Consider the following 22446-nt stretch of genomic DNA (forward strand, 5'->3'; position numbering starts at 1 on the left):
CGCGCGGATCAATCGAGACAGCTGCTCCCCATCTATCGCCGCGTCCGTCCGCACGACGACGTCGCCAATCGCAATCTCGAGCTTGACTGCCGGAACGTGACGCTCCTCTAACGGCCCGTCCACGACCAGCGGCGCGAACGGCGGCTGCGGAGCCTCGCACGACGGTAATTCGCCGCGCTGTCGGAAGCGTCGTCGCCAATCGTAAATTTGCCAGCGCGTCGCTCCGTGCTTGCGCGCTACCTCCGCCACCTGAGCGCCGGGCAGCAGACTTTCGCCGACGATCCGAGCCCACTCGGCATCTGAACGCACACGACGCCCGGACGGTCCCTCAAGCACTTCAAGCCGACTGACTGCTCCAGACCCAACTGTTGAGCTGTCCAAATGGGCGTCTTTTTTGCCGTCCAAACCCATCCCAAACCTCCGTTCAAGCCGGAGGCTTCTTCGCACATCTAATCCAATCCCGAAGCCAGGGTATTGGCTGAGCGCTTACCGTCCTCAATAACCGAAGGATTTTTCGGAGAAGCCCGGTTCAGCCGTTTCCTGCCGACTCGCAGGATGCCGCGAGCTAGGACCTCGTCCCGTCGCCCACCTTGACCGCAGGCGATGGCGGCCCCTCAATTTGGTCACTGCGATATTCCTCCCCGTCAATCGGGGACGACCGGCCGCCTGCACGGCCGGCCTGTGCCCAGTGGGGGCCTAGGTGGACCTGAGCACGCCGTTCATTCCGTTCGGATAGAAGCCGCCTTTGCTGACGCCCTGCTTCTCGGTCAAATAGACGATATGCAGCACCTCCTGCGGTGTGCGGCGGAAGGCAATGGCATCGGGTGTTGACGGAACGACGTTGGCTTTGCCGTTCATCCGGATGCCCTGGTCCTTGTCCTGACCACCATCGAGCTGGTCGCGGGCGTCGGAAATGCCGTTGGCCGCATTCCAGGCCTTTTCACCCATCAAATACAGCTGCGAGCGCGCCATCCCCATGTGGTACGCCTCGACAGCCAAAATGCCCGCCGCAGCTTCGACGAACTCCTTGCTCTTAATCAGCGGCGCTGCCCCGGCATACGCCGTCACGCCGACGTCCTCAAACAGCATGCCGCCCAGCAGGACACTCATGTCATCGGCAAACGGATCGAAGTCGGCGGGGAGACCGGCTGCCTGGGCGGCTGCCTTGATACCCGCATCGAAATCGATGGCCGGGCGCGATACCGCCGTCCTGCCCAGCGTCTTGCGATAGAAGCGCACATGGGCAAGCTCGTTTTCGGCTAGTCGCGGGACCGCAGCGGGCGGATCCAGTTTGTAGCCGGGCGGAAGCGGCGGCAATGGTGGTTGCGCAGGCACTCCGTAATGCTTTCGAAGCGCCGTTGTCATCTCCTCGTGCGAGGTGCCGGCCGGAAATTCGACGATCGCGCCATCGGGCCCTTGCACTTGAATTGGTCCGTCCACGCCTGATACGCGAGGCATTGACCTCAACGCGCGCTGGATTTCCGCTTGCGTGAAATCGTCCGGAAACCATGGCGCTTCCCTCCGAACTCGGATGAATCCTACCCCGCATTGGCCTTTAATCCCGCAGCCTGGATGCCCCCGACCGCGCAGGCCTCGTCATTGTCGGAGGTGTCACCGGAGACGCCGACGGCGCCGAGCAGCGTCGTGCCATCCATGATCAGCACGCCGCCGGGGACCGGCACCAGCGCGCCCTTGGCGATGGTGTTCACGGCGTCGATGAAAAAGGCCTGCTCCTGCGCGCGCTGGAATAGAGCGCGCGAGCCCATGCCCATCGCAAGTGCGCCATAGGCCTTGCCGTGCGCGATCTCGGCGCGCATCAGGCTGGTGCCGTCCTGCGCGGCTGCGAGCTTGAGCACGCCGCGCGTGTCCAGGATGGTGACGACCAGCGGCTTCAGCTTGAGCTCGCCGGCCTTTGCGAAGGCGGCGTCGAGGATCTTGCGAGCGGTGTCGAGCGTGACGTCAGCCATGGCTGGTTTCCTTTGCAGCTGGAGAAGCGGAATTGGTTTCGGCGCGATCGAGGCTCATCGTCAGCACGCGCGCGACGTGAAGGGCCTCGCGCTCGGTGCAGTCGTGGATCTGGTGCCGGCAGGAGGTGCCGTCGGCAACGACCAGTGTCGTCTGGTCCGCGCGCCGCACGGCGGGCAGCAGCGACAGCTCGGCCATCTCGATTGAGGCATCGTAGGTGTCGGCGCCATAGCCGAAGGCGCCGGCCATGCCGCAGCAGCTCGATTCGATGGTCTCTACCCTGAGGCCAGGGACGAGGCGCAGCACCTGCTCGACCGGCTTGAACGCGCCGAAGGATTTTTGATGACAATGGCCGTGCACAATGGCTTTGTCGGCGACGGTACCGAGCGGCAATTGCAGCCGGCCGGCCTCGGCCTCGCGCACCAGGAATTCCTCGAAAGTCAGCGCGTGGGCGCCGACGGCCTTGGCATTGTTGTCCTTGCGCAGCGAGGTGAGCTCGTCGCGCAGCGTCAAGAGGCAGCTCGGCTCGAGACTTATGATCGACACACCACGCGCGGCGAAGGATGCGAAGGTGGCCACGAGACGATCGAGCTCGGCCCTGGCCTCGTCGACGAGGCCGGCTGATAGGAACGTGCGGCCGCAGCAGAGCGGCCGGCTGCCGCTCGCAGGCTTCGGCAGATGGACGCGATAGCCGCCGGCCGCGAGCACGCGCAGAGCGGCCTCGAGATTTTCGCGCTCATAGATGCGGTTGAACGTATCAGTGAAGAGAACGACCTCGCGGCCACTCTCCGGTCCCACGCTTGCGGCCGGCGGCACGAAGACATCGTTGCGGAAGGCGGGCAGGGCGCGGCGCGCGCTGATGCCGGCAATGCGCTCGAACAGCTTTCGCAACAGCAGGCTGCGGTTGCGCAAATTCGCCAGCGGCGCGAAGCGTGAAGCAAGGCCGGCATAGCGCGGGAGGTAGCCGACCAAGCGATCGCGCAACGTGAGGCCATGGGACTCTGCGCGCGCGGCCAGCACTTCGATCTTCATCTTGGCCATGTCGACGCCGGTCGGGCACTCGTGGCGGCATGCCTTGCAGGAGACGCAGAGTTTCAGCGTCTCCATCATCTCGTCGGAGGAGAGCGCGTCAGGACCGAGCTGGCCGGAGATCGCGAGCCGCAGCGTGTTGGCACGGCCGCGCGTGACATCCTTCTCGTTGCGCGTCGCGCGATAGGACGGGCACATCACGCCGCCCTCGAGCTTGCGGCAAGCGCCGTTGTTGTTGCACATCTCGACTGCGCCCTGGAAGCCGCCGCCGGCGCCGGGATAAGCGGACCAGTCGAGCCTGGTCTTCAGCTCGGTGACGCGGTAGCCGGGCCGGTAACGGAACAGCGAGCGGTCGTCCATGTCAGGCGCATCAACGATCTTGCCGGGATTGAGCACGCCGTCGGGATCGAAGCGCTGCTTCACTTCCTTGAAGTCGGCGACGAGGCGTTCACCGAACATGGTTTCGTGGAATTCGGAGCGCACAAGGCCATCGCCATGCTCGCCGGAGTGCGAGCCCTTGTACTCGCGCACCAGCGCAAACGCCTCTTCGGCGATGGCGCGCATCGCCTTGACGTCCTTCTCGAGCTTGAGGTTCAGCACGGGCCGCACATGCAGGCAGCCTTCGGATGCATGCGCATACATGGTGCCGCTGGTGCCGTGCTTGGCAAACACCTCGTTTAGCCGCGCGGTGTAGTCGGCGAGGTGCGGCAGCGGCACGGCGCAGTCCTCGACGAAGGAGACGGGCTTCCCCTCCTGCTTCATCGACATCATGACGTTGAGGCCGGCGGCGCGGAAATCGGCGATGCCGCTCTGGAGCGCCGGCTCAGTGATCTCGACCACGCCGCCCCATTTGCGCTTGTCGTTGGTCCAGCCGAAGCCGAGATCGCCCATGAGCTGGCCGAGCTGCTTCAGACGCGCCAGATTGTCGGTCTGGTCTTCCTCGGCGAACTCGACCACCAGCACGGCGTCTGGATCGCCCTTGATCGCGGCGGAGATGATCGGCTTGAACATCGCGATGTCGCGGCCGAGCGCGATCATGGTGCGGTCGACCAGCTCGACGGCAATCGGCTTGAGCTTGACCAGATGCTGGGCCGCGTCCATCGCCTCATAGAAGCTGCCGAAATGGCAGACGCCGAGCGCCTTGTTGCGGATGACAGGCCACAGCTTCAGCTCGACCTTGGTGGTGAAGGCGAGGGTACCTTCGGAGCCGACCAAGAGATGCGCCATGTTGTTCGGCGCATTGCGCGGCACCAGCGCATCGAGATTGTAGCCGCCGACGCGGCGCTGCACTTTTGGAAAGCGCGCGGCGATCTCGTCGGCCTCGCGCGTGCCGAGATCGAGCATGTCGCGGAAGAGGGCGCGGGTGCTGTCGCCGGCCTCAACATCGGAGAGATCGCGGGAGACCTCGCCGAAGCGGCTCAGCGTGCCGTCGGCGAGCGATGCCTCCATCGACAGCGTGTTGTCCCGCATGGTGCCGTAGCGCAAGCTACGGCCGCCGCAGGAATTGTTGCCGGCCATGCCGCCGATGGTGGCGCGCGAGGCCGTGGAGACGTCGACCGGAAACCACAGGCCGTGCTTGTTGAGCTGGCGGTTGAGGTCGTCCAGCACGATGCCGGGTTCGACCACGCAGGTCCGGCCCTCGACGTCGAGCGACAGGATCCGGTTCAGATGCTTGGAGAGATCGACCACGAGCCCGCCATTGACGGTCTGGCCGCATTGCGAGGTGCCGCCGCCACGCGGAGTGACCTTCAGCCCCTCGTCGCGGGCGATGGCGAGCGACAGCAAGGCCTCATCCATGCTCTTGGGCACGACCACGCCGGCCGGCATGATCTGATAGAACGAGGCGTCGGTGGCATAGCGACCGCGGCTAAAACCGTCGAACAGGACGTCGCCGGTCATTTCCGCGCGCAGGCGCCGTTCGAGCGAGGAGGCGTTTGTCATCCCTGATCCCGGACCGATCCAGCGAGGTGGTCCAGCCTTGCTGAGTTATTCACTATGTTTCGCATTCGATTATATTGTGAATTCAAAATGAGCAGTCCGGCCGCCGTCAGGACGAGACCGGCGCGTCCTCTTGAGGCTCGGTCAGATGCTCGATCGCGGCCGCCCGCTTGTTGCGCAGGTGCTGGAACAGGATGTCGCTGAGCTCGCTTGCGGCCCGGCGGCGCAGCGCATCGAGGATGGCCTCGTGCTCGCGCATCGCCTCGGCCCAGCGCTGCCGCTTGCGGGCGAAATTGGCGGAGTAGCGGACGCGGCGGATCCGGCCGGCGAAGTTGGCGTAAGCCGTCTTCAGCGCCTCGTTGCGCGCGGCCGCGACGATGCTTTCATGGATGCGCTGGTTGGCCTGGAAATAGCCGTGCATGTCGCGATGCAGGTAGTGGCCGTACATCTCGTAATGCAACTGCTCGATCGCGGTAATTTCCGCGTCGGTAATGGCCTCGCAGGCGAGGCGCCCGGCGAGGCTCTCCAGTCCCGCCATCACGTCGAACAGCTCTTCGAGGTCGCGCTGGCTGAGCTGGCGCACCCGCGCGCCGCGGTTCGGTAGAAGTTCGATCAATCCCTCGGCAGCGAGCACCTTCAAGGCTTCGCGCAGGGGTGTGCGCGAGATGCCGAGCATTTCGCAGAGCTGCCGCTCGGGAACGCGTCCGCCTTCCGGAATGTTGCCCTCGACCACGTAGTCGCGCAGCCGCAGCAGGATCTCGCGATGAAGCGAGGCCTCCTGGCGGTCGCCGCCATTTGCGGCGGGCGGGGCAATCGGAACCCCGGTGTCGGGAATCGTGGATTTCATTTGCAGCACAGTAATTTGCTCATTCGGTCGCGTCGACGACCACAATCGAATACCAAATTTCGATTGAAAGGACAAAAAATGAATGCAAAATAGCCGACAAGGCCGGCCAGAATCCCACCGAGAGGGAGGTTTTCATGCATCAGGGACGCCATTTCCTCCAGATTCCGGGCCCGAGCCCGGTCCCCGAACGTATCCTGCGCGCCATGGACATGCCGGTTATCGACCACCGCAGCCCGGAATTCGCCGAGCTCGGCCGAACCGTGCTGGAAGGCAGCCAGAAGATTTTCCAGACCAAAGCTCCCGTCGTGATCTTCCCCTCGTCGGGGACCGGCGCCTGGGAGGCCGCGATCGTCAACACGCTGTCGCCGGGCGACAAGGTGCTGATGGTCGAGACCGGCCATTTCGCCACGCTGTGGCGGCAGATGGCCGGGCGCTTCGGCATCGAGGTCGATTTCGTTCCGGGCGACTGGCGCCGCGGCGCCGATCCCGCCGTGATCGAGGCCAGGCTCACCGATGACACCGCGCGCGCGATCAAGGCTGTCATGGTCGTGCACAACGAGACCTCGACCGGTGCGACCAGCCGCATCGCCGACATCCGCGCCGCGATCGATCGTGCCTCGCATCCGGCCCTCTTGATGGTCGACACCATCTCCTCGCTCGGCTCGGTCGATTACCGCCACGACGAATGGAAGGTCGACGTCAGCGTCAGCTGCTCGCAGAAGGGGTTCATGCTGCCGCCCGGACTCGGCTTCAACGCAATCTCGGACAAGGCCCGCGCCGCATCGAAGACCAACAGGATGCCGCGGTCCTATTTCGACTGGGAGGAGATGCTCAAGCCCAACGCAAAAGGCTTCTTCCCCTACACGCCCGCGACCAATCTGCTCTACGGCCTGCGCGAGGCGATCGCGATGCTGCTGGAAGAGGGCCTCGACAACGTCTTTGCCAGGCACCAACGGCTCGCGGCCGCGACGCGTGCTGCCGTCAACCATTGGGGCCTCGAGGTCCTCTGCCAGGAGCCGGCCGAGTTCTCGCCGGTGCTCACGGCGGTGCTGATGCCGCCGGGGTATGACGCCGACGAGTTCCGGAAAGTGGTGCTCGACAATTACAACATGTCGCTCGGCTCGGGCCTGTCGAAGGTCGCCGGAAAGGTCTTCCGCATCGGCCATCTCGGCGAATGCAACGCGCTGACGCTGCTCGGCGCGCTGACCGGCGTCGAGATGGGCCTGTCGGTCGCCGGCGTGCCGCATCGCGCCGGCGGCGTCGATGTCGCGATGAAGCTGTTGGAGCAGCGTCTGCCGGGCAATGCATCGCCGCATCTGAAGGTCGTCGGCACGTAAGGGTGGGCGCGATGGAGGGGGGCGGCAGCCGAGGGCAGGCCGGCCCGTTATGCACGGACGGGCCCTCTTGGAGGAGGGGACAAGCCGGTCAAATGGTGCTATTCGGCGCCCACCAAACCAAGGCTAGACCGGGAAGGACGCCGATGACCGTGCATACTGGAAGGCATTTCTTACAGATTCCAGGACCGACCAATGTGCCCGACCGGGTGCTGCGGGCGATGGACATGCCGACGCTGGACCATCGCGGTCCGGAGTTCGCCGAGCTCGGTTTTGCCGTCCTCGCCTCGATGCAGCGGGTGTTCCGCACCAAGCAGCCCGTGATCATCTTCCCCTCGTCCGGCACCGGCGCCTGGGAAGCGGCGATGGTCAACGTGTTCGCACCCGGCGACAAGGTTTTGATGTGCGAGACCGGCCAGTTCGCCGTGCTCTGGCGCGGCATCGCCGACAAGTTCAAGCTCGACGTCGACTTCATCCCGAGCGACTGGCGCCATGGCGCCGACCTTGCCGAGATCGAGAAGCGCCTTGCCGCCGACGAGCAGCACGCGATCAAGGCGGTCTGCGTCGTCCACAACGAGACCTCGACCGGCTGCGTGACGCCGCCGCTCGACGTGCGCAAGCTGCTCGACCGCGTCAAGCATCCGGCGCTGCTGATGGTCGACACCATCTCCGGCCTCGGCTCGATGGAATACGAGCACGATGCCTGGGGCGTCGACGTCTCGGTCGCCGGCTCGCAGAAGGGCCTGATGCTGCCGCCGGGGCTCGGCTTCAACGCCGTCTCGGAGAAGGCGCTCGCTGTTGCCAAGGCCAACCCCGGCATGCGCTCCTACTGGGACTGGCAGGAGGTCATCAGCTTCAACAAGCTCGGCACCTTCCCCTATACGCCCGCGACCAACCTGCTCTACGGCCTGCGCGAAGCGGTCAAGATGCTGGAGGAGGAGGGGCTGGAGAACGTCTGGTCCCGCCACAAGCGCCACAGCGCGGCGACACGTGCCGCGGTGAAGGTCTGGGGCCTGGAGACGCAATGCGCCGACCCCGCCGCGCATTCGCCGGCGCTGACAGGCGTGCGCGTGCCAGAAGGACACGACGCCGACGCTTTCCGCAAGGTGGTGCTGGAAAACTTCGACATGTCGCTCGGCACCGGCTTGAACAAGGTCAAGGGCAAGGTGTTCCGCATCGGCCATATCGGCCATTTCAATGATCTGATGCTGATGGGCACGCTCGCCGGCGTCGAGATGGGCCTTGATCTGGCAAAGATCCCGCACCGGAGCGGCGGCGTGTTGGCGGCCATGGACGTCCTGAAGGGACGCGACATGATGCCGATGGCGAAGGCCCAGGTGGCTTGAACTAACTCTAAGAAGAAGTGAGCGCGCGATGAACGCACCGACTGCCAACGAAGACCTGCTCTACTCCGTCCAGGACGGCATCGCGCGGATCACCTTCAACCGCCCGCAGGCGCGCAACGCAATGACCTTCGCCATGTATGACCGCATGGCGGAGATCTGCCAGGAGATCAACGCCGATCGCTCGATCAAGGCGCTGATCCTGACCGGCGCCGGCGACAAGGCGTTCGCCTCCGGCACCGACATCTCGCAGTTCCGCGCCTTCAAGTCCGCGCAGGACGCGCTCGACTACGAGGCCCGCATCGACCGCGTGCTCGGCACGCTCGAGCAGTGCCGCGTGCCCGTGATCGCGGCCATCGCCGGTGCCTGCACCGGCGGCGGTGCCGGCATCGCGGCCTGCTGCGACCTCCGCATCGGCACCGAGACGACGCGGATGGGCTTTCCGATCGCGCGCACGCTCGGCAACTGCCTGTCGATGTCGAATATCAGCCGCGTCGTCGCGCTGGTTGGTCCCGCCCGCACCAAGGATTTGATCTTCAGGGCGCGCCTGGTCGAGGCGCCCGAAGCCCTCGCGCTCGGCCTGCTCAACGAGGTCGTGCCCGACGTCGAGACGTTGCAGCGCCGCGCCGAGGAGACCGCAAAGCTCGTCGCCAGCCACGCGCCGCTGACGCTGGAAGCGACCAAGGAAGCGGTGCGCCGTATCCGCCGCACGCTGTCGCGCGAAGAGGGCGAGGACCTGATCCTGAAGGCCTATATGAGCGAGGATTTCCGCGAGGGCATGGACGCCTTCCTCAACAAGCGCACGCCGAACTGGAAGGGCAGGTAAAGTCTCATGAGCTCTCGGCTTCGTCAGTCGAAAGTCATATGCGCTGAATTGCCCGTCTGCTTGAACTCGTCGGTATTAGTCCGCACAATGCAGGGATAGAATTTTCCGCACTACAACTCAAAAAAACATCAGGGGATGAAACTCGTGCGAATTCCAGTAAAAGCCGTCGGCGCTGCGACGGCGCTGTTGTTGAGCACGCCGGCCTTCGCCGGCTGGGAACCGGCAAAGCCCGTCGAGATCGTGGTGGCGGCGGGCGCGGGTGGCGCCTCCGACCAGATGGCGCGGATGATGCAGGCCGCGATCCAGAAGAACAATCTGATGAAGCAGCCGATGGTCGTCTCGCTCAAGGGCGGCGCATCGGGTGCGGAAGCGCTGATGTACATGAAGTCCAGCGAGGGCGATCCGAACAAGGTGCTGATTGCCTATTCGCTGATCTACATGCTGCCGCTGTCGGCGAAGATCCCGTTCAACTGGCGCGAGCTGACCCCGGTCTCGGTGATCGCGCTCGACCAGTTCGTGCTGTGGGACAACAGCGCAGGTCCCAAGACGGTGAAGGAGTTCGTCGCGGCCGCGAAGGCGGCGAGCTCGCCGTTCAAGATGGGCGGCACCGGCTCCAAGCGTGAGGATCACGTGCTGACCGTCTTCCTCGAGCAGAAGACCGGCGCGAAATTCTCCTATCTGCCCTACAAGTCCGGCGGCGAGGCCGCGACCCAGCTGGTCGGCCAGCACACCGAAGCCAACGTCAACAATCCATCCGAGAATCTCGAAGTCTGGCGCGCAGGCCAAGTGCGACCGCTCTGCGTGTTCGACAAGGAGCGCATCGCCTACACCAGCAAGGTGACAGAGACGCAGTCCTGGGCCGACATCCCGACCTGCAAGGAGGAGGGCGTCGACGTCCAGTACCTGATGCTGCGCGCGATGTTCCTGCCCGGCAAAGTCACGCCGGAGCAGCAGGCGTTCTACGTCGATCTCTTCCACAAGGTGACGCAGACCGCCGAGTACAAGGACTACATGGAGAAGCAGGCGTTGAAGCCGATCTTCCTCACCGGCAAGGACATGGTGCAGTTCCTCGAGGAGGACGACGCCATCAACAAGTCGCTGATGACCGAAGCCGGCTTCGTTGCGAAGTAGCTGCTCGTCACCTCGCCCCGCTTGCGGGGAGAGGTAGGATTGCATCGAAGATGCGATCCGGGTGAGGGGGACTCTCCGCGAGTCCAACTCTCACCGGCCTCGCGGAGACTCCCCTCACCCCGACCCTCTCCCCGCAAGCGGGGAGAGGGGGAATTGAACGCACTCCGTCCCTGACAGCTGATGTCCCAAACCGATCTTGAAATCGTCGTCGACGATCCGACCGCGCCCGAGGACGACTCCCCCTCCGTCGTTTCCTCCGGCACGATCGAGATCGTCGTCTGCCTCCTGCTGCTGGCCCTTGCCGTCACGCTCGGCTACGACAATTGGCGCACCGGCGCGTCCTGGGATGCGACCGGGCCCGAGCCCGGCTATTTCCCGTTCTATCTCTGCGTCATTCTCGGCGGCGGCAGCCTCTACGGCCTGATCGTGGCGCTCCTCGCGCACCACGCGGCGCGCGAGACCTTCGTCACGCGGGCGCAAGCTCGCCGCGTGATGGCGGTATTCGTGCCGACGCTGCTGTTCTGCCTGGTGACCCAGTTCCTCGGCCTCTATGTCGCGAGCTTCCTCCTGATCTCGGGCTTCATGCGCCTCGTCGGCAAGATCGCGCTGTGGAAGTCGCTGCTCACCGCCTTCGTGTTCACGGCGATCATGTTCGTCACCTTCGATATCGCCTTCGACGTCATCCTGCCGAAAGGGCCGCTCGAAGCGGCCCTCGGCCGCTAGGACGGATCGCGATGGAAGCGTTTGGTCTCCTGCTTCACGGCTTCGCGGTCCTGCTGACGTGGAAGACGCTCGTGCTGATGATGGTCGGGCTGGTGCTCGGCATCTTCGTCGGTGTGCTGCCGGGGCTCGGCGGCCCCAACGGCGTTGCGATCCTGTTGCCGCTCACCTTCACGATGGACCCGACCTCGGCGATCGTGATGCTGTCCTGCATCTATTGGGGCGCGCTGTTCGGCGGTGCGATCACCTCGATCCTGTTCAACATTCCCGGCGAGGCCTGGTCGGTCGCGACCACCTTCGACGGCTATCCGATGGCGCAGCAAGGCAGGGCGGCGGAGGCGCTGACCGCGGCGTTCACGTCCTCCTTCATCGGCTCGCTGGTCGCGGTGATGCTGATCACCTTCCTCGCGCCGATGATCTCGTCCTTCGCGCTGAAGTTCGGCCCGCCCGAGTTCTTCGCGGTGTATCTGCTCACCTTCTGCTCCTTCGTCGGATTGGGGCGCGAGGCCAAGCACAAGACCGTCATCTCGATGTCGCTGGGGCTGCTCCTAGCCGGCATCGGCATGGATACCGTCTCGGGCAATCTCCGCATGACCTTCGGGTCGCCGGAGCTGCTGCGCGGCATCAACTTCCTGGTCGCGGTGATCGGCCTGTTCGGCATCAGCGAGATATTGCTGACGATGGAGGAGCGACTGGCGCTGCGCGGACATGCGGCGAGCATTTCGCTGCGCGTCGTGCTCAGCGTCTGGAAGGACCTGCCGAAATATTGGGTGACGCTGCTGCGCTCCTCCTTCATCGGCTGCTGGCTCGGCATCACCCCGGGCGGCGCGATCGCGGCGTCCTTCATGGGCTACAATCTGGCCAAGCGCTTCGCCAAGGAGCCCGAGAGCTTCGGCAAGGGCCGCATCGAGGGCGTGTTCGCGCCTGAGACGGCGGCGCATGCCTCCGGCACCTCGGCGCTGCTGCCGATGCTGGCGCTCGGCATTCCCGGCTCCGGCACCGCGGCGATCCTGCTCGGCGGCCTGATGGTATGGGGGCTCAATCCGGGGCCGCTGCTGTTCGTCGAGCATAAGGATTTCGTCTGGGGCCTGATCGCCTCGATGTATCTCGGCAACGTCGTCGGTCTCGCGCTGGTGCTGACGACGGTACCGATCTTCGCCTCGATCCTGCGCGTGCCGTTTGCGGCAGTGGCGCCGATGATCGTGGTGTCCTGCGCGATCGGTGCCTATGCGATCCAGAACGCGATGTTCGACATCTGGCTGATGCTCGGCTTCGGAATCGTCGGCTACGTCTTCAAGAAGATCGGCATTCCCCTGGCGCCGTTCACGCTCGCGCTCGTGCTCGGCAACCGCGCCGAGGATGCCTTCCGTCTGTCCATGATCGGCTCCGGCGGGACCTTGAAGGTGTTCTGGTCGAACGGGTTGGTCGGCTCGATCACGACGCTGGCGATCGTGCTGCTGTTTTGGCCCTTGATCGATGGTTTGCTGGGCCGTCTCTGTTGGAGGCAGCGGGGCAGAACGGCGACACCATGAGAAATGAATTAGATCAGTGCCTTAGTTCTATGATGTCGCGGTAGTCCTACCCGGGCGCCTAGTCATTGTTTCCAAATGTTGCCGTTGCGCGACAGCCTAGGCCGGGCCCTGGCGCGTATGTTCCTCGTGGAACTTTTTTATTTTTCACGAGGGATTTGCAATGAAGCGGGTTGTGATGGGAATTGTGGCAGCGTCGCTGGTCGCGAGCAACGCACTGGCCGCTGATCTGGCGTCCAAGCCCTACGTGAAGGCGCCGGTCGTCGTCGATCCGGTCTGGAGTTGGACAGGCTTTTATGCCGGATTGAACGCTGGGTACAGCTGGGGCCGGGCGAACACGACCGTGGCGCCGATCGCGCTGCCATTCCCGGCCGTACAATTCGGTTCGTTTGGTCAGAATGTCGATGGTTGGCTGGCCGGCGGTCAGCTGGGCTACAACTGGCAGGTCGATCCCAAATGGGTCGTTGGCCTCGAGGGTGACATTCAGGCGACCGGCGAGCGGTCGTCGCGGACGGTGACCACGACGAGCGCGCGTTACGGTTCGAATCTCATCGGCCTCCCAATCGGCAATGACTTCAACTCCATTGCGACGCTCACTGCAAATCTGTCCTACGACCTGCAGTGGTTCGCGACGTTCCGCGGGCGCGTCGGCGTCCTGTCGGATCCGCAGACTCTCTGGTATGCGACCGGTGGTCTGGCTGTTGGTGAGTTCAAGTATTCGTCCGCGACCGCTCTCGGAATTCAAGTCTTCGGGCCGGGTCTCGGCGGCACGACTCCACTCGGCGCATTCAACTTTCCGATCGGTGCGGGGGCGAGCAGCACCGATACCCGAGTCGGCTGGACGGTGGGGGCGGGCGTCGAACGCAAGTTCACCCGGAATTGGTCGGCGAAGCTCGAATACCTCTACATGGATTTCGGAAGTAAGACTTACTTCGTCGGAACCGCTAACCAGGCGGACGTTAGCTTCCACGATCATATTCTGCGTGCCGGCTTCAACTATGCGTTCACGCCAACGCCGGTCGTTGCAAAATACTGAGCTGCGTTCGCGCGAACTCCCTTCGATGCCCGGCAAACTTGCCGGGCATCGTCGATTCTGACCTGGCTCACACCACCTTGGCGTCCCTGAGCTTGGCAATCTCGTCGGCGCCGAAGCCGAATTCCTTCAGCACCTCCTCGGTCTGCTCGCCGAATTCCGGCGGCCGCGCCACCATCTTGCTCGGCGTGCGCGAGAGCGTCACGGGCTGGCCGACCAGGCGGATGTGGCGGTCCTGGTCGTTCGGCACATCCTGCGCGATGCCGAGATGCTTGACCTGCGCGTCCTCGAACATCTGGTCGATGGCATAGATCGGCCCGCAGGGCACGCCGGCCTCGTTGAGCTCACGGACCCAGGTCTCGGTCGACTTCGTCACGGTGCGCTTCTCGATCTCGGCGTTGAGCGCGTCGCGGTTCTTGGAGCGGGCAGGGGCCGTCGCGTAGTCGGGATGGCCAAAGAGCTCGGGCGCGCCGATCGCCTGGGCGCAGCGCTCCCAGATCCGCCCGCCCGTGGTGGCGATGTTGATGTAGCCGTCCGAGGTCTTGAACACGCCGGTCGGGATGCTGGTCGGGTGGTTGTTGCCGGCCTGCTTGGCCACCTCCTTCTCCATTAGCCAGCGCGCGGCCTGGAAGTCGAGCATGAAGATCTGGGCCTGGAGCAGCGAGGTCTGCACCCATTGGCCCTTGCCCGAGACCTCGCGCTCGAGCAGCGCGGTGAGAATGCCCATGGCGCAGAACAGGCCCGCCGTGAGGTCGGCGACGGGAATGCCGACCCGCATCGGTCCTCCGCCCCGCGCGCCGGTGATCGACATCAGCCCGCCCATGCCCTGCGCGATCTGATCGAAGCCCGGACGCTTGTGATAGGGACCGTCCTGGCCGAAGCCGGAGATGCTGCCATAGACGATGCGTGGGTTGATCGCGGCGAGGCTCTCATAGTCGATGCCGAGCTTCTTCTTCACGTCGGGGCGGAAATTCTCGACCACGACGTCGGCCTTGGCGGCAAGGCGCTTGAACACGGCGAGCCCGCGCTCGTCTTTCAGGTTGAGCGTCATGGCCCGCTTGTTGCGGTGCAAATTCTGGAAGTCGGAACCCCGCCTAGGTCCGCCCGGCTGCTCGCCACCAGCATCCTCGGTCAGCGCGTCGATCTTGATGACATTGGCGCCCCAATCCGCGAGCTGCCGCACGCAGGTCGGCCCGGATCGGACCCGGGTCAGATCGAGCACGGTGAAGCGCGACAGGGCTTCCGAGGCATGCGGAAAGGGCATCGTGAAAGGCTCCGGGACAGATTGCGGGCCCACCATAGTGCCGAAAGGCCCCGCGACAAGTCTGGGCCGGCGCGCATGCCGCCTGTCGAAATGCAATGGCTGGCGCGGTTTGCCGCGCTGCATAAAGGAATCAGCGCGACAGGCGCTTAAGTTCCGCGCGCGCCTTCTCGGCCAGGGGATCATCGCCGTGGCGCGCAATGAAGAGTTCGAACGCCTCCCGCGTTCCCTTCTGTCGGGCCGCTTCGTATTCCTCGGCCACGGCAACGGCAGGATCGCGGGCCATTGGCATGGTGGGCGAGCGTCCCGCCTTGCCGCCGTCATCCGCATTGGCCTTCTCCACCATGACGGGCAGTCCTCCGAAGGGCGTCCGATCGAATCCAGCGAGCGCCGCAAGGGCGCCAAACAGGCCGGCAGCGAGTGAACGTCGTTTCATGAAACCCTGCAAATCACGGGCGCTGCGGGAACCGAGGTTCCTTGCTCGCGCCCGTATGAGTACTGGATCTCATAGCTAAACAGCGCATTATGGCATAGGTCCGAACGGTCTCGCCCCTTTTAAACCAAACGCTTAACCCTCTAGCTAGAATAATCTGTTAACGCCTCGAATTGGATGAGGCCAACTGCTTCGGAGATTCGCTTTGGCAACCGCAGTTACGGTCACCAAGACCAACAACGCCGACATCGATGGTCTGCTGTCAGGCTACAAATGGTCTGGCGCGATCACCTACAGTTTCCCGGATTCGTCCAGCGACTACGCCAATCCGTACACTGGCGGCAGCAGCGAGCCGACCACGTCGGGCTTCGCCTCGGCGCCGACCCAGATGCAGGTGGCGATCAACTACGCCATCGGATTGATCAACGGCTACACCAACGCCAACATCCAATACGCAGGCACGAACGGCGCCGACATCATGATCGCGCAGTCGCCGTCGGCCAACCCGACCTCCTACGCGTACTATCCCGGCAACTATGCCTCCGGCGGCGACGTCTGGTTCGGGACTCAATACAATTACTCGCTGGCCAAGCTCGGCAATTATTACTTCGTGACCGCGCTTCACGAGCTTGGCCACGCCATAGGCCTCAAGCACAGCCAGGAGACCGGTGGGCCGGCCAACGTCGCAGTGCCGACCGCGCACGACGACAGCGAATATACCGTCATGAGCTATCGCAGCTATGTCGGCGCTTCGACCACGAGCGGATACACCAATGAGGCCTACGGATATCCGCAGACCTATATGGCCAACGATATCCTCGCGCTGCAGACGATGTACGGTGCGAACTTCACGACCCAGAGCAGCAACACGGTCTACACCTGGAATCCGACCACGGGGCAGGAGTTCATCAATGGCGTAGGGCAGCCCGCGCCCGGCGGTGGCGTCGGCGGCTCGGCCAATCGAATCTACGAGACGGTCTGGGACGGCGGCGGCGTCGATACTTACGACCTGTCGGCCTACACGACGAACCTGAGCATCAACCTCAACCCCGGCGCGTCGTCGGTATTCTCCTCCATTCAACTGGCCTATCTTGGCGACGGCCATTACGCATCCGGCAACGTCTACAACGCCTATCTCTATAACGGTGACGCGCGTTCCTATATCGACAACGCCATCGGCGGATCCGGCAACGACACCATCCTCGGCAACGCCATCGCCAACACGCTGAACGGCGGCTCGGGCAACGATACGCTCACCGGCGGCGGCGGCAACGACACCATAATCGGCGGTTCGGGCACCGACATCGCGCTGTTTTCGGGCAACCAGTCCAACTACGCCGTTTCGTACAATTCGGCGACGCAGACCTTTACACTCGTCGATCAGCGCTCCGGTTCGCCCGACGGGACTGATACGGTAACGGGCGTGGAGAGTTTCCAGTTCGCAGACGGCACGGTGACGAGTGCGGCCTTGATCAGTCTGATTGGCCCAATCGTGATCGAAGCAATGGGAACGACGACGCTGACGCAACAAGGCGCCAATTATTTCCTCAATCCGGTCGGTGGGGGGACGGGACCCCAACTCAAGTATGGAGGTTCAGCAGTCGTTGCGGGTCAATTCAGCCCCTGGACGCTGATCGGTGCGGAGCAGACCGCAACGGGTTATGAGATCGCCTTCAAGCAGCCCGGCACTGACTATTTTACCATCTGGAACACGGACAGCTTTGGAAATTACCTGGGCAACCCGACTGGCATCGTGCTTGGCACAAGTTCTACTCTTGAAAGTCTTGAGGCTAGCTTTCATCAGGATTTGAACGGAGACGGCGTCCTTGGAATTCCGACCACCGTCATCGAAGCGTTTGGTTCAACAAGCTTGGTGCAGATCGGAAGCAACTACTACCTGAATCCAACTGCTGGCGGTTCGGGTCCGGAACTCATGTATCACGGCGCGGCGGTCGTAACAGGTCAGTTTAATCCGTGGAGTTTGATTGGCGCGGAGCAAACGTCCACTGGATATGAGATCGCCTTCAAGCAGCCCGGCACTGACTATTTTACCATCTGGAACACGGACAGCTTTGGAAATTACCTGGGCAACCCGACTGGCATCGTGCTTGGCACGAGTTCTACTCTTGAAAGTCTTGAGGCTAGCTTTCATCAGGATTTGAACGGAGACGGCGTCCTTGGAATTCCGACCACCGTCATCGAAGCGTTTGGTTCAACAAGCTTGGTGCAGATCGGAAGCAACTACTACCTGAATCCAACTGCTGGCGGTTCGGGTCCGGAACTCATGTATCACGGCGCGGCGGTCGTAACAGGTCAGTTTAATCCGTGGAATTTGATTGGCGCGGAGCAAACGTCCACTGGATATGAGATCGCCTTCAAGCAGCCCGGTACTAGCTATTTCACGATCTGGAACACGGATAGCGCTGGCAATTATCTCGGCAATCCAACGGGCATTGTGCCCGGGACTAGTTCGGCGCTTGAAACTTTCGAGCCGAGCTTTCATCAGGATCTGAATGGGGATGGCGTCATTGGCGTCCCGGCTGGTACGGCGCCCGCGGTTTTTGCATCATCTCACAATTTCAACTTCGATAGCTTGGCGGCCGCTGTAGGGACGGCAGTAGGGGATGGGAAAGGTGGGGCGAATCTGATTGACATCGCACAAGCGTGGAGCGGTGGCGCACGACACGATCCAGTCCCGTTTTCAATCACCCATGCGCAAGTCGAGCACGGTGACCTACCTAGCATCCATGTCGCGGATTTGCACTGGACTGATTTCATCATCCGATAAGCTTCGGACGCGTATGACAATCGGGCCAAGCGGGGGCTTCGAACTTCTCACGTGTACGAATACTGACCTTTGTACAAGAACTGTTGCCCAAAAAGCGGTTTTCAGTGTCGGATTCCTGTGGAATGGTTTTTGTGCATGTTGAGAGGTTGTGGGTACCTGCACTGCTTCGCGACGGAGCCCGTCGCTAAAGCGCATCCGGGAAACTGCGCAGCGGTTTTCCGAAAGGATCATGGGCGTTGATGAATTTACCCAACCTCATCGAGCTTTAGGGGCCGGCACAACGCGCGTAACCACGCTGCAGCGGCTCGGCGAATACGAAAGCTTGTGGCCGAACGCTACTAATTTTCTTTCCACGAATCGGTACGAAGCAGCGGACAATAAGAGCGTGGCCAGCATGGCTGCTGCGAGCAGAGCCGCGTCTGAAAAAGACCCCAGCTCTTCCCTTTTCCCCGCTGCGATAAAAGCTAAGCCGATAAACAGGGGATGAAAGAGATAAGTCGTGTATGATATCGAACCAAGTTGCCTTAGCGGTTTGGATCGCAAGGCGCCGGTGATCCTCGCTCCTGGAGTTTGTAGCACTGCTGTCAGCACGAGTGAGTACAAGATTGTCAAATAGGTGTGCCCCCAGAAAAACATTGTCGCCGCCGGACTTCGTTGGAGCGCAACCAGGAATATCGGCACAAGGGCAATGAAGAACACAGTGGCTTTCAAAATCATTAAGCGAAGGGCGCTCAGTTTCTGCCAGACTTTGGCATCGCGACGTATTACGGCGAGAAGACCTCCAGCGCATAGACCGTCCAGACGCAGGCATGTCGCAACGTAAGGTGCATAGGGATTTTGAGGCAATAGCATGAAACAGCTTGCTCTCGCCACGATTGAGCAAAAACCTATGGAGAGCAAGAGTGGAATGATGAAACGAGTAGGGGTCAGATACACGATTATCGGGAAAACGAGATAGAATTGTTCCTCGATTGCGACAGACCATGTGACTGATGATGCGGCCGGTCCCCAGCTATTCAATTTGATGATGTACCAGTTCTGGGTGAACGTCGCATAACTCCACCACGGGATCTGCGTCCCAAAATAGTAGTTATCTGAGACGAGAGCGGAAAGCGCCCAAAAAGCAATTAGTAGCAGCGAGTATGGCGGCAGTATTCGCAACGCGCGCCGCGCGAAGAAGACGATGAAGTAATTATTGCAATTTCGGCGATCTACGAGGATTCCTATTATTAGGAACCCAGAAAGAACGAAAAATAGATCGACCCCCGTGCGACCAAAAATCAGGATCGCGCCCATTGCTTTGGCCGCAGCCCCCAGCGTGGGGGAGATTACCGCCCCAACAAAATGCCACATCAATACTAGCAATACTGCAACGCCTCGAAGTCCATCGATTTCGGAAATTCGAATATCGGAGAGCGGTGCCAATTCTGGGTTGCGCAACGGCGCGTGCGTATCGTCTATTAATGATGCATGCATTTGATGTCGCACGTTGGATCGCTCTGTGCCTTGCTGTTGCTATGCTCGAAGGAAGCGAAAGATCTTATTGAGCCTGCCTGGTCCCCCCCAGTCTGCTGCCAAGGCAAGAGACCAAACGTCATTGAAGTAGTCATAGTTCGATCCGGCGAGAATCCAAAGCCTATCTGAATGGCAGAGTGCTGAGTGTGCGAGGCGCTGGCTCCATACTTTCCTTGCGAGGTACGGATACCAAGTCCTTCCATCTTCAGAGTACCAAATATCGTTTGAACCATCTCGTCGAACCAAACCTCCCATCGTCCACAGGTGACCGCGAAACGACGCGCTAGACGCCCAGAGTCGGCCGGGCCATTCTGCTGCCGTTGTCCTCCTTTCCCAGGTAGTCCCGTCGCTGCTACACCACACGTCGTTGAGGAAGGTGGGGTCATTGCCCCAGTGTCCGCCACCCAAGATCCAGAGCTGTCCGTCGTGAGCGAGCGCGTTATGAAAAGCTCGAGGCTGCCAGGGCGCGTCCTGAAGGGCTTGAGTCCAGGTGATCCCGTCCTTGCTGAACCAAACGTCGTTAAGAGCCTGCCGGCTTCCCTCGCTTCTCAGGCTTTGAGCACCACCAAGCAGCCATAGTCGTCCTTCGAATGCAACAAGGGCGCCTCCACCGCGCGCGGGCCACTGTGCCTGTGCTGTAGCACGGGTCCAACCCCTTCCATCCTGGGAGAACCAAATCTCACCCGCTGGAACGAAGGTGTTTCCACTGTGAATGAAGCCGCCCATTCGCCAGAGCCGTCCCGAGAATGAAACAACCATTGACTGGACTGTCGGCGTCCATGGAGCCTGTTCGAGTTCCTTTGTCCAAGTCAGACCGTCCAACGAACTCCAGCAGTCCGTGAGGCCGGTCTTCTGGTCATCAGCAGTGCCGCCAACGAGCCAAATTCGGTCATCGTGAACAACGAACCCTGCGCTGTCCCTGCGGGACCAGGGAGCGCTCGCAGTGGCCTGGGTCCAGGATGGATCCGAAGTTGGTCGGTAGGAGGCTAGCCAAACCGCCAGACTGATTAGGCCGCCGCCAAGCACAGCGCGACGGGTGGGTAGTTGGCCATGCATCATATTATCCTCCCGCCGACGGTACGTGTCGGGCATTGCGACCATCTTTGGTTGAACCATAGTTCCCTTGCTATAGCCGAATGGATGCTGCTAGAACAACAACGCATCATTTTGGCCTTGGGGTGGCCAATCTATCCATCTGAGAAAACTAGGATAAATGCGGCATGATTAGATTTGGCCTGCTTGGCTGTGGGCGCATAGCCAAGCGTCATGCGGATCTGCTAGGCGGGGGGCATATCCAAGGAGCGACTCTTGCAGCCGTTTGCGATGAGTTGCCGGAACGCGCAAATGAAGTTGCGGCTCGGTACCATGTGCCAGCTTGCTACAACGTTGCGGAGCTTCTTGCGCGGGCAGACGTGGATGTTGTTTCCGTTCTAACACCGAGCGGGTTACACGCCTCGCATGCCATAGCAGCGGCCAAGGCGGGAAAGCACGTTGTGGTCGAAAAGCCGATGGCGCTACGTCTCGAAGATGCCGATGCCATGATTCAAGCCTGCGATGTGGCGGGCGTGAAGCTTTTCGTGGTCAAGCAGAATCGTTTCAATGTTCCGGTGGTAAAGGCCCGTGAAGCACTGGAAGCGGGCCGATTCGGGCGCCTTGTTCTCGGCACCGTTCGAGTTCGATGGTGCCGAGATCAGGCCTATTATGATCAGGATGCATGGCGCGGCACGTGGGCCTACGACGGGGGCGTGCTCACGAACCAAGCCAGTCACCACATCGACATGCTCGAATGGTTCTTCGGAGACGTGGTGAGCGTTCATGCTCGGGCAACGACCGCTCTGGTCAAGGTTGAGACCGAAGATACGGCGGTGGCAACGCTGAAGTTCCGGAACGGCGCGTTGGGAGTTATCGAGGCTACCACCGCGGTGCGACCCCGGGACCTCGAAGGCTCTCTTTCGATACTCGGCGAAAAGGGCGCCGTTGAGATCGCGGGCTTCGCCGTCAACCAGATCAGGCATTGGCAGTTCGTCGATGCGCTGCCGAGCGATCAGGTTGTCGTTGAGAAGTTTTCGGTCAATCCGCCCAACGTGTACGGCTTCGGTCATCAGGCCTATTACCAGCACGTCCTCGATTGCCTATTGCACCAAAGCGCCGCGCTGGTCGATGGGTTAGAAGGCCGCAAGAGCCTCGAGCTAATCTCAGCGCTTTACGAGTCGATCGAGACGGGACAGGAAGTCGCGCTTCGCTTTCAGCCGCGGCGGAGCAAGCTCGGAGTGCTTTCGTGAGCGGCAAGCCGCAGGTGCACCAGGCGGGCATCCGCGACGTCAAGTTCGGTCAACGCGTCAAGCTCGTCGAGCCCTGCAACCTTTACAGCTGCGACATCGCCGATGACTGCTTCGTCGGTCCTTTTACGGAGATCCAGTCAGGCGTCGTCGTCGGTGCGCGCACCCGAGTGCAGTCACATGCCTTCGTCTGCGAGCTGGTCTCGATCGGGGAAGATTGCTTCATCGGCCATGGCGTGATGTTCATCAATGACACGTTTTCGACCGGTGGACCGGCGCGGGGGCGCCGCGAATTGTGGCGCGCAACGAAGATCGGTAACCGAGTCTCGATCGGATCGAATGCGACCATCATGCCGGTCTCAATTGCCGACGACGTCGTGATCGGAGCAGGCTCAGTGGTCACGAAAGACATCGCCAAGCCCGGCATCTATGCCGGAAATCCCGCTCGCCTCCTCAAGAGCAAGAACTAAGGAAT

At 62.1% G+C, this 22446-nt stretch carries 18 protein-coding genes; 10 read left to right on the forward strand and 8 right to left on the reverse strand.

What is annotated here, in order from left to right; genetic code table 11:
• From BLV07_RS26430 to BLV07_RS26450, 5 genes are all read right to left on the reverse strand, one after another.
• Positions 1-411, reverse strand: a 411-nt coding sequence (locus BLV07_RS26430; protein ID WP_143035497.1) for a transposase, incomplete at its 3' end; no start/stop codon positions are given.
• Between the two features lie 285 nt (positions 412-696).
• The gene (locus BLV07_RS26435; RefSeq protein ID WP_244551220.1) at positions 697-1422 is read right to left on the reverse strand and encodes a ferritin-like domain-containing protein; all 726 of its coding nucleotides are present in this window, start codon (positions 1420-1422) and stop codon (positions 697-699) included.
• 116 nt (positions 1423-1538) lie between these two features.
• Positions 1539-1967 (reverse strand): GlcG/HbpS family heme-binding protein, encoded by a 429-nt coding sequence (locus tag BLV07_RS26440; RefSeq protein ID WP_091891744.1) that lies wholly within the window; start codon positions 1965-1967, stop codon positions 1539-1541.
• Positions 1960-4935, reverse strand: coding sequence for an FAD-binding and (Fe-S)-binding domain-containing protein (locus BLV07_RS26445; protein WP_091891747.1), 2976 nt, complete (start codon positions 4933-4935; stop codon positions 1960-1962). The genes BLV07_RS26440 and BLV07_RS26445 overlap by 8 nt, the downstream gene beginning before the upstream one ends.
• Positions 4936-5041: 106 nt before the next feature.
• Positions 5042-5779 (reverse strand): GntR family transcriptional regulator, encoded by a 738-nt coding sequence (locus BLV07_RS26450; protein WP_176945765.1) that lies wholly within the window; start codon positions 5777-5779, stop codon positions 5042-5044.
• Between the two features lie 134 nt (positions 5780-5913).
• On the opposite strand from BLV07_RS26450, the gene BLV07_RS26455 reads away from it, so the two are divergent.
• The 7 genes from BLV07_RS26455 (at position 5914) to BLV07_RS26485 (ending at position 13698) form a co-directional block, all read left to right on the forward strand.
• Positions 5914-7116, forward strand: a complete 1203-nt coding sequence (locus BLV07_RS26455) for a pyridoxal-phosphate-dependent aminotransferase family protein (protein WP_091891753.1) — start codon at positions 5914-5916, stop codon at positions 7114-7116.
• 143 nt (positions 7117-7259) lie between these two features.
• Positions 7260-8459, forward strand: a complete 1200-nt coding sequence (locus BLV07_RS26460; RefSeq protein WP_091891756.1) for a pyridoxal-phosphate-dependent aminotransferase family protein — start codon at positions 7260-7262, stop codon at positions 8457-8459.
• A gap of 28 nt (positions 8460-8487) precedes the next feature.
• Complete coding sequence (locus tag BLV07_RS26465; protein WP_091891759.1) at positions 8488-9282, forward strand: enoyl-CoA hydratase/isomerase family protein; 795 nt, start codon at positions 8488-8490, stop codon at positions 9280-9282.
• 135 nt (positions 9283-9417) lie between these two features.
• Positions 9418-10413, forward strand: a complete 996-nt coding sequence (locus BLV07_RS26470) for a Bug family tripartite tricarboxylate transporter substrate binding protein (RefSeq protein WP_091891763.1) — start codon at positions 9418-9420, stop codon at positions 10411-10413.
• 180 nt (positions 10414-10593) lie between these two features.
• Positions 10594-11136, forward strand: coding sequence for a tripartite tricarboxylate transporter TctB family protein (locus tag BLV07_RS26475; RefSeq protein ID WP_091891766.1), 543 nt, complete (start codon positions 10594-10596; stop codon positions 11134-11136).
• Positions 11137-11147: 11 nt separating this feature from the next.
• Positions 11148-12665, forward strand: a complete 1518-nt coding sequence (locus tag BLV07_RS26480) for a tripartite tricarboxylate transporter permease (RefSeq protein ID WP_091891770.1) — start codon at positions 11148-11150, stop codon at positions 12663-12665.
• Between the two features lie 160 nt (positions 12666-12825).
• The gene (locus tag BLV07_RS26485) at positions 12826-13698 is read left to right on the forward strand and encodes an outer membrane protein (protein WP_091891773.1); all 873 of its coding nucleotides are present in this window, start codon (positions 12826-12828) and stop codon (positions 13696-13698) included.
• Positions 13699-13765: 67 nt separating this feature from the next.
• Here the strand turns inward: BLV07_RS26485 and BLV07_RS26490 are convergent, their stop codons facing one another.
• Together BLV07_RS26490 and BLV07_RS26495 are read right to left on the reverse strand one after the other, a co-directional pair.
• The gene (locus BLV07_RS26490; RefSeq protein WP_176945766.1) at positions 13766-14959 is read right to left on the reverse strand and encodes a CaiB/BaiF CoA transferase family protein; all 1194 of its coding nucleotides are present in this window, start codon (positions 14957-14959) and stop codon (positions 13766-13768) included.
• A 130-nt stretch (positions 14960-15089) separates the two neighbouring features.
• On the reverse strand, positions 15090-15302 hold the full coding sequence (locus BLV07_RS26495) for a type 2 periplasmic-binding domain-containing protein (protein ID WP_349525461.1): 213 nt from the start codon (positions 15300-15302) through the stop codon (positions 15090-15092).
• Between the two features lie 292 nt (positions 15303-15594).
• Here BLV07_RS26495 and BLV07_RS26500 point away from each other — a divergent pair, with 292 nt between their 5' ends.
• Positions 15595-18177 carry a M10 family metallopeptidase C-terminal domain-containing protein gene (locus tag BLV07_RS26500; protein WP_244551221.1) on the forward strand — a complete coding sequence of 861 codons (2583 nt, stop codon included), beginning with the start codon at positions 15595-15597 and terminating at the stop codon, positions 18175-18177.
• A gap of 255 nt (positions 18178-18432) precedes the next feature.
• Here BLV07_RS26500 and BLV07_RS26505 read toward each other — a convergent pair whose 3' ends face one another.
• Positions 18433-19653 (reverse strand): acyltransferase family protein, encoded by a 1221-nt coding sequence (locus BLV07_RS26505; RefSeq protein WP_091891779.1) that lies wholly within the window; start codon positions 19651-19653, stop codon positions 18433-18435.
• 1259 nt (positions 19654-20912) lie between these two features.
• On the opposite strand from BLV07_RS26505, the gene BLV07_RS26510 reads away from it, so the two are divergent.
• Together BLV07_RS26510 and BLV07_RS26515 are read left to right on the forward strand one after the other, a co-directional pair.
• Positions 20913-21974 (forward strand): Gfo/Idh/MocA family protein, encoded by a 1062-nt coding sequence (locus tag BLV07_RS26510; RefSeq protein WP_091891781.1) that lies wholly within the window; start codon positions 20913-20915, stop codon positions 21972-21974.
• Positions 21971-22441 carry an acyltransferase gene (locus BLV07_RS26515; RefSeq protein ID WP_091891784.1) on the forward strand — a complete coding sequence of 157 codons (471 nt, stop codon included), beginning with the start codon at positions 21971-21973 and terminating at the stop codon, positions 22439-22441. Before BLV07_RS26510 ends, BLV07_RS26515 begins: the two co-directional genes overlap by 4 nt.
• Positions 22442-22446: the final 5 nt, after the last annotated feature.

The sequence above is a fragment of the Bradyrhizobium sp. Rc2d genome (assembly GCF_900099855.1).
In the GTDB taxonomy this organism is placed as follows: domain Bacteria; phylum Pseudomonadota; class Alphaproteobacteria; order Rhizobiales; family Xanthobacteraceae; genus Bradyrhizobium.

Bases quoted from the DNA above. Each gene is read 5' to 3' on its own strand.
- BLV07_RS26440 (WP_091891744.1), bottom strand. From the start codon at position 1,967: ATGGCTGACGTCACGCTCGACACCGCTCGCAAGATCCTCGACGCCGCC.
- BLV07_RS26445 (WP_091891747.1), bottom strand. From the start codon at position 4,935: ATGACAAACGCCTCCTCGCTCGAACGGCGCCTGCGCGCGGAAATGACC.
- BLV07_RS26450 (WP_176945765.1), bottom strand. From the start codon at position 5,779: ATGAAATCCACGATTCCCGACACCGGGGTTCCGATTGCCCCGCCCGCC.
- BLV07_RS26455 (WP_091891753.1), top strand. From the start codon at position 5,914: ATGCATCAGGGACGCCATTTCCTCCAGATTCCGGGCCCGAGCCCGGTC.
- BLV07_RS26460 (WP_091891756.1), top strand. From the start codon at position 7,260: ATGACCGTGCATACTGGAAGGCATTTCTTACAGATTCCAGGACCGACC.
- BLV07_RS26465 (WP_091891759.1), top strand. From the start codon at position 8,488: ATGAACGCACCGACTGCCAACGAAGACCTGCTCTACTCCGTCCAGGAC.
- BLV07_RS26470 (WP_091891763.1), top strand. From the start codon at position 9,418: ATGAAACTCGTGCGAATTCCAGTAAAAGCCGTCGGCGCTGCGACGGCG.
- BLV07_RS26475 (WP_091891766.1), top strand. From the start codon at position 10,594: ATGTCCCAAACCGATCTTGAAATCGTCGTCGACGATCCGACCGCGCCC.
- BLV07_RS26480 (WP_091891770.1), top strand. From the start codon at position 11,148: ATGGAAGCGTTTGGTCTCCTGCTTCACGGCTTCGCGGTCCTGCTGACG.
- BLV07_RS26485 (WP_091891773.1), top strand. From the start codon at position 12,826: ATGAAGCGGGTTGTGATGGGAATTGTGGCAGCGTCGCTGGTCGCGAGC.
- BLV07_RS26490 (WP_176945766.1), bottom strand. From the start codon at position 14,959: ATGCCCTTTCCGCATGCCTCGGAAGCCCTGTCGCGCTTCACCGTGCTC.
- BLV07_RS26495 (WP_349525461.1), bottom strand. From the start codon at position 15,302: ATGGTGGAGAAGGCCAATGCGGATGACGGCGGCAAGGCGGGACGCTCG.
- BLV07_RS26505 (WP_091891779.1), bottom strand. From the start codon at position 19,653: ATGCATGCATCATTAATAGACGATACGCACGCGCCGTTGCGCAACCCA.
- BLV07_RS26510 (WP_091891781.1), top strand. From the start codon at position 20,913: ATGATTAGATTTGGCCTGCTTGGCTGTGGGCGCATAGCCAAGCGTCAT.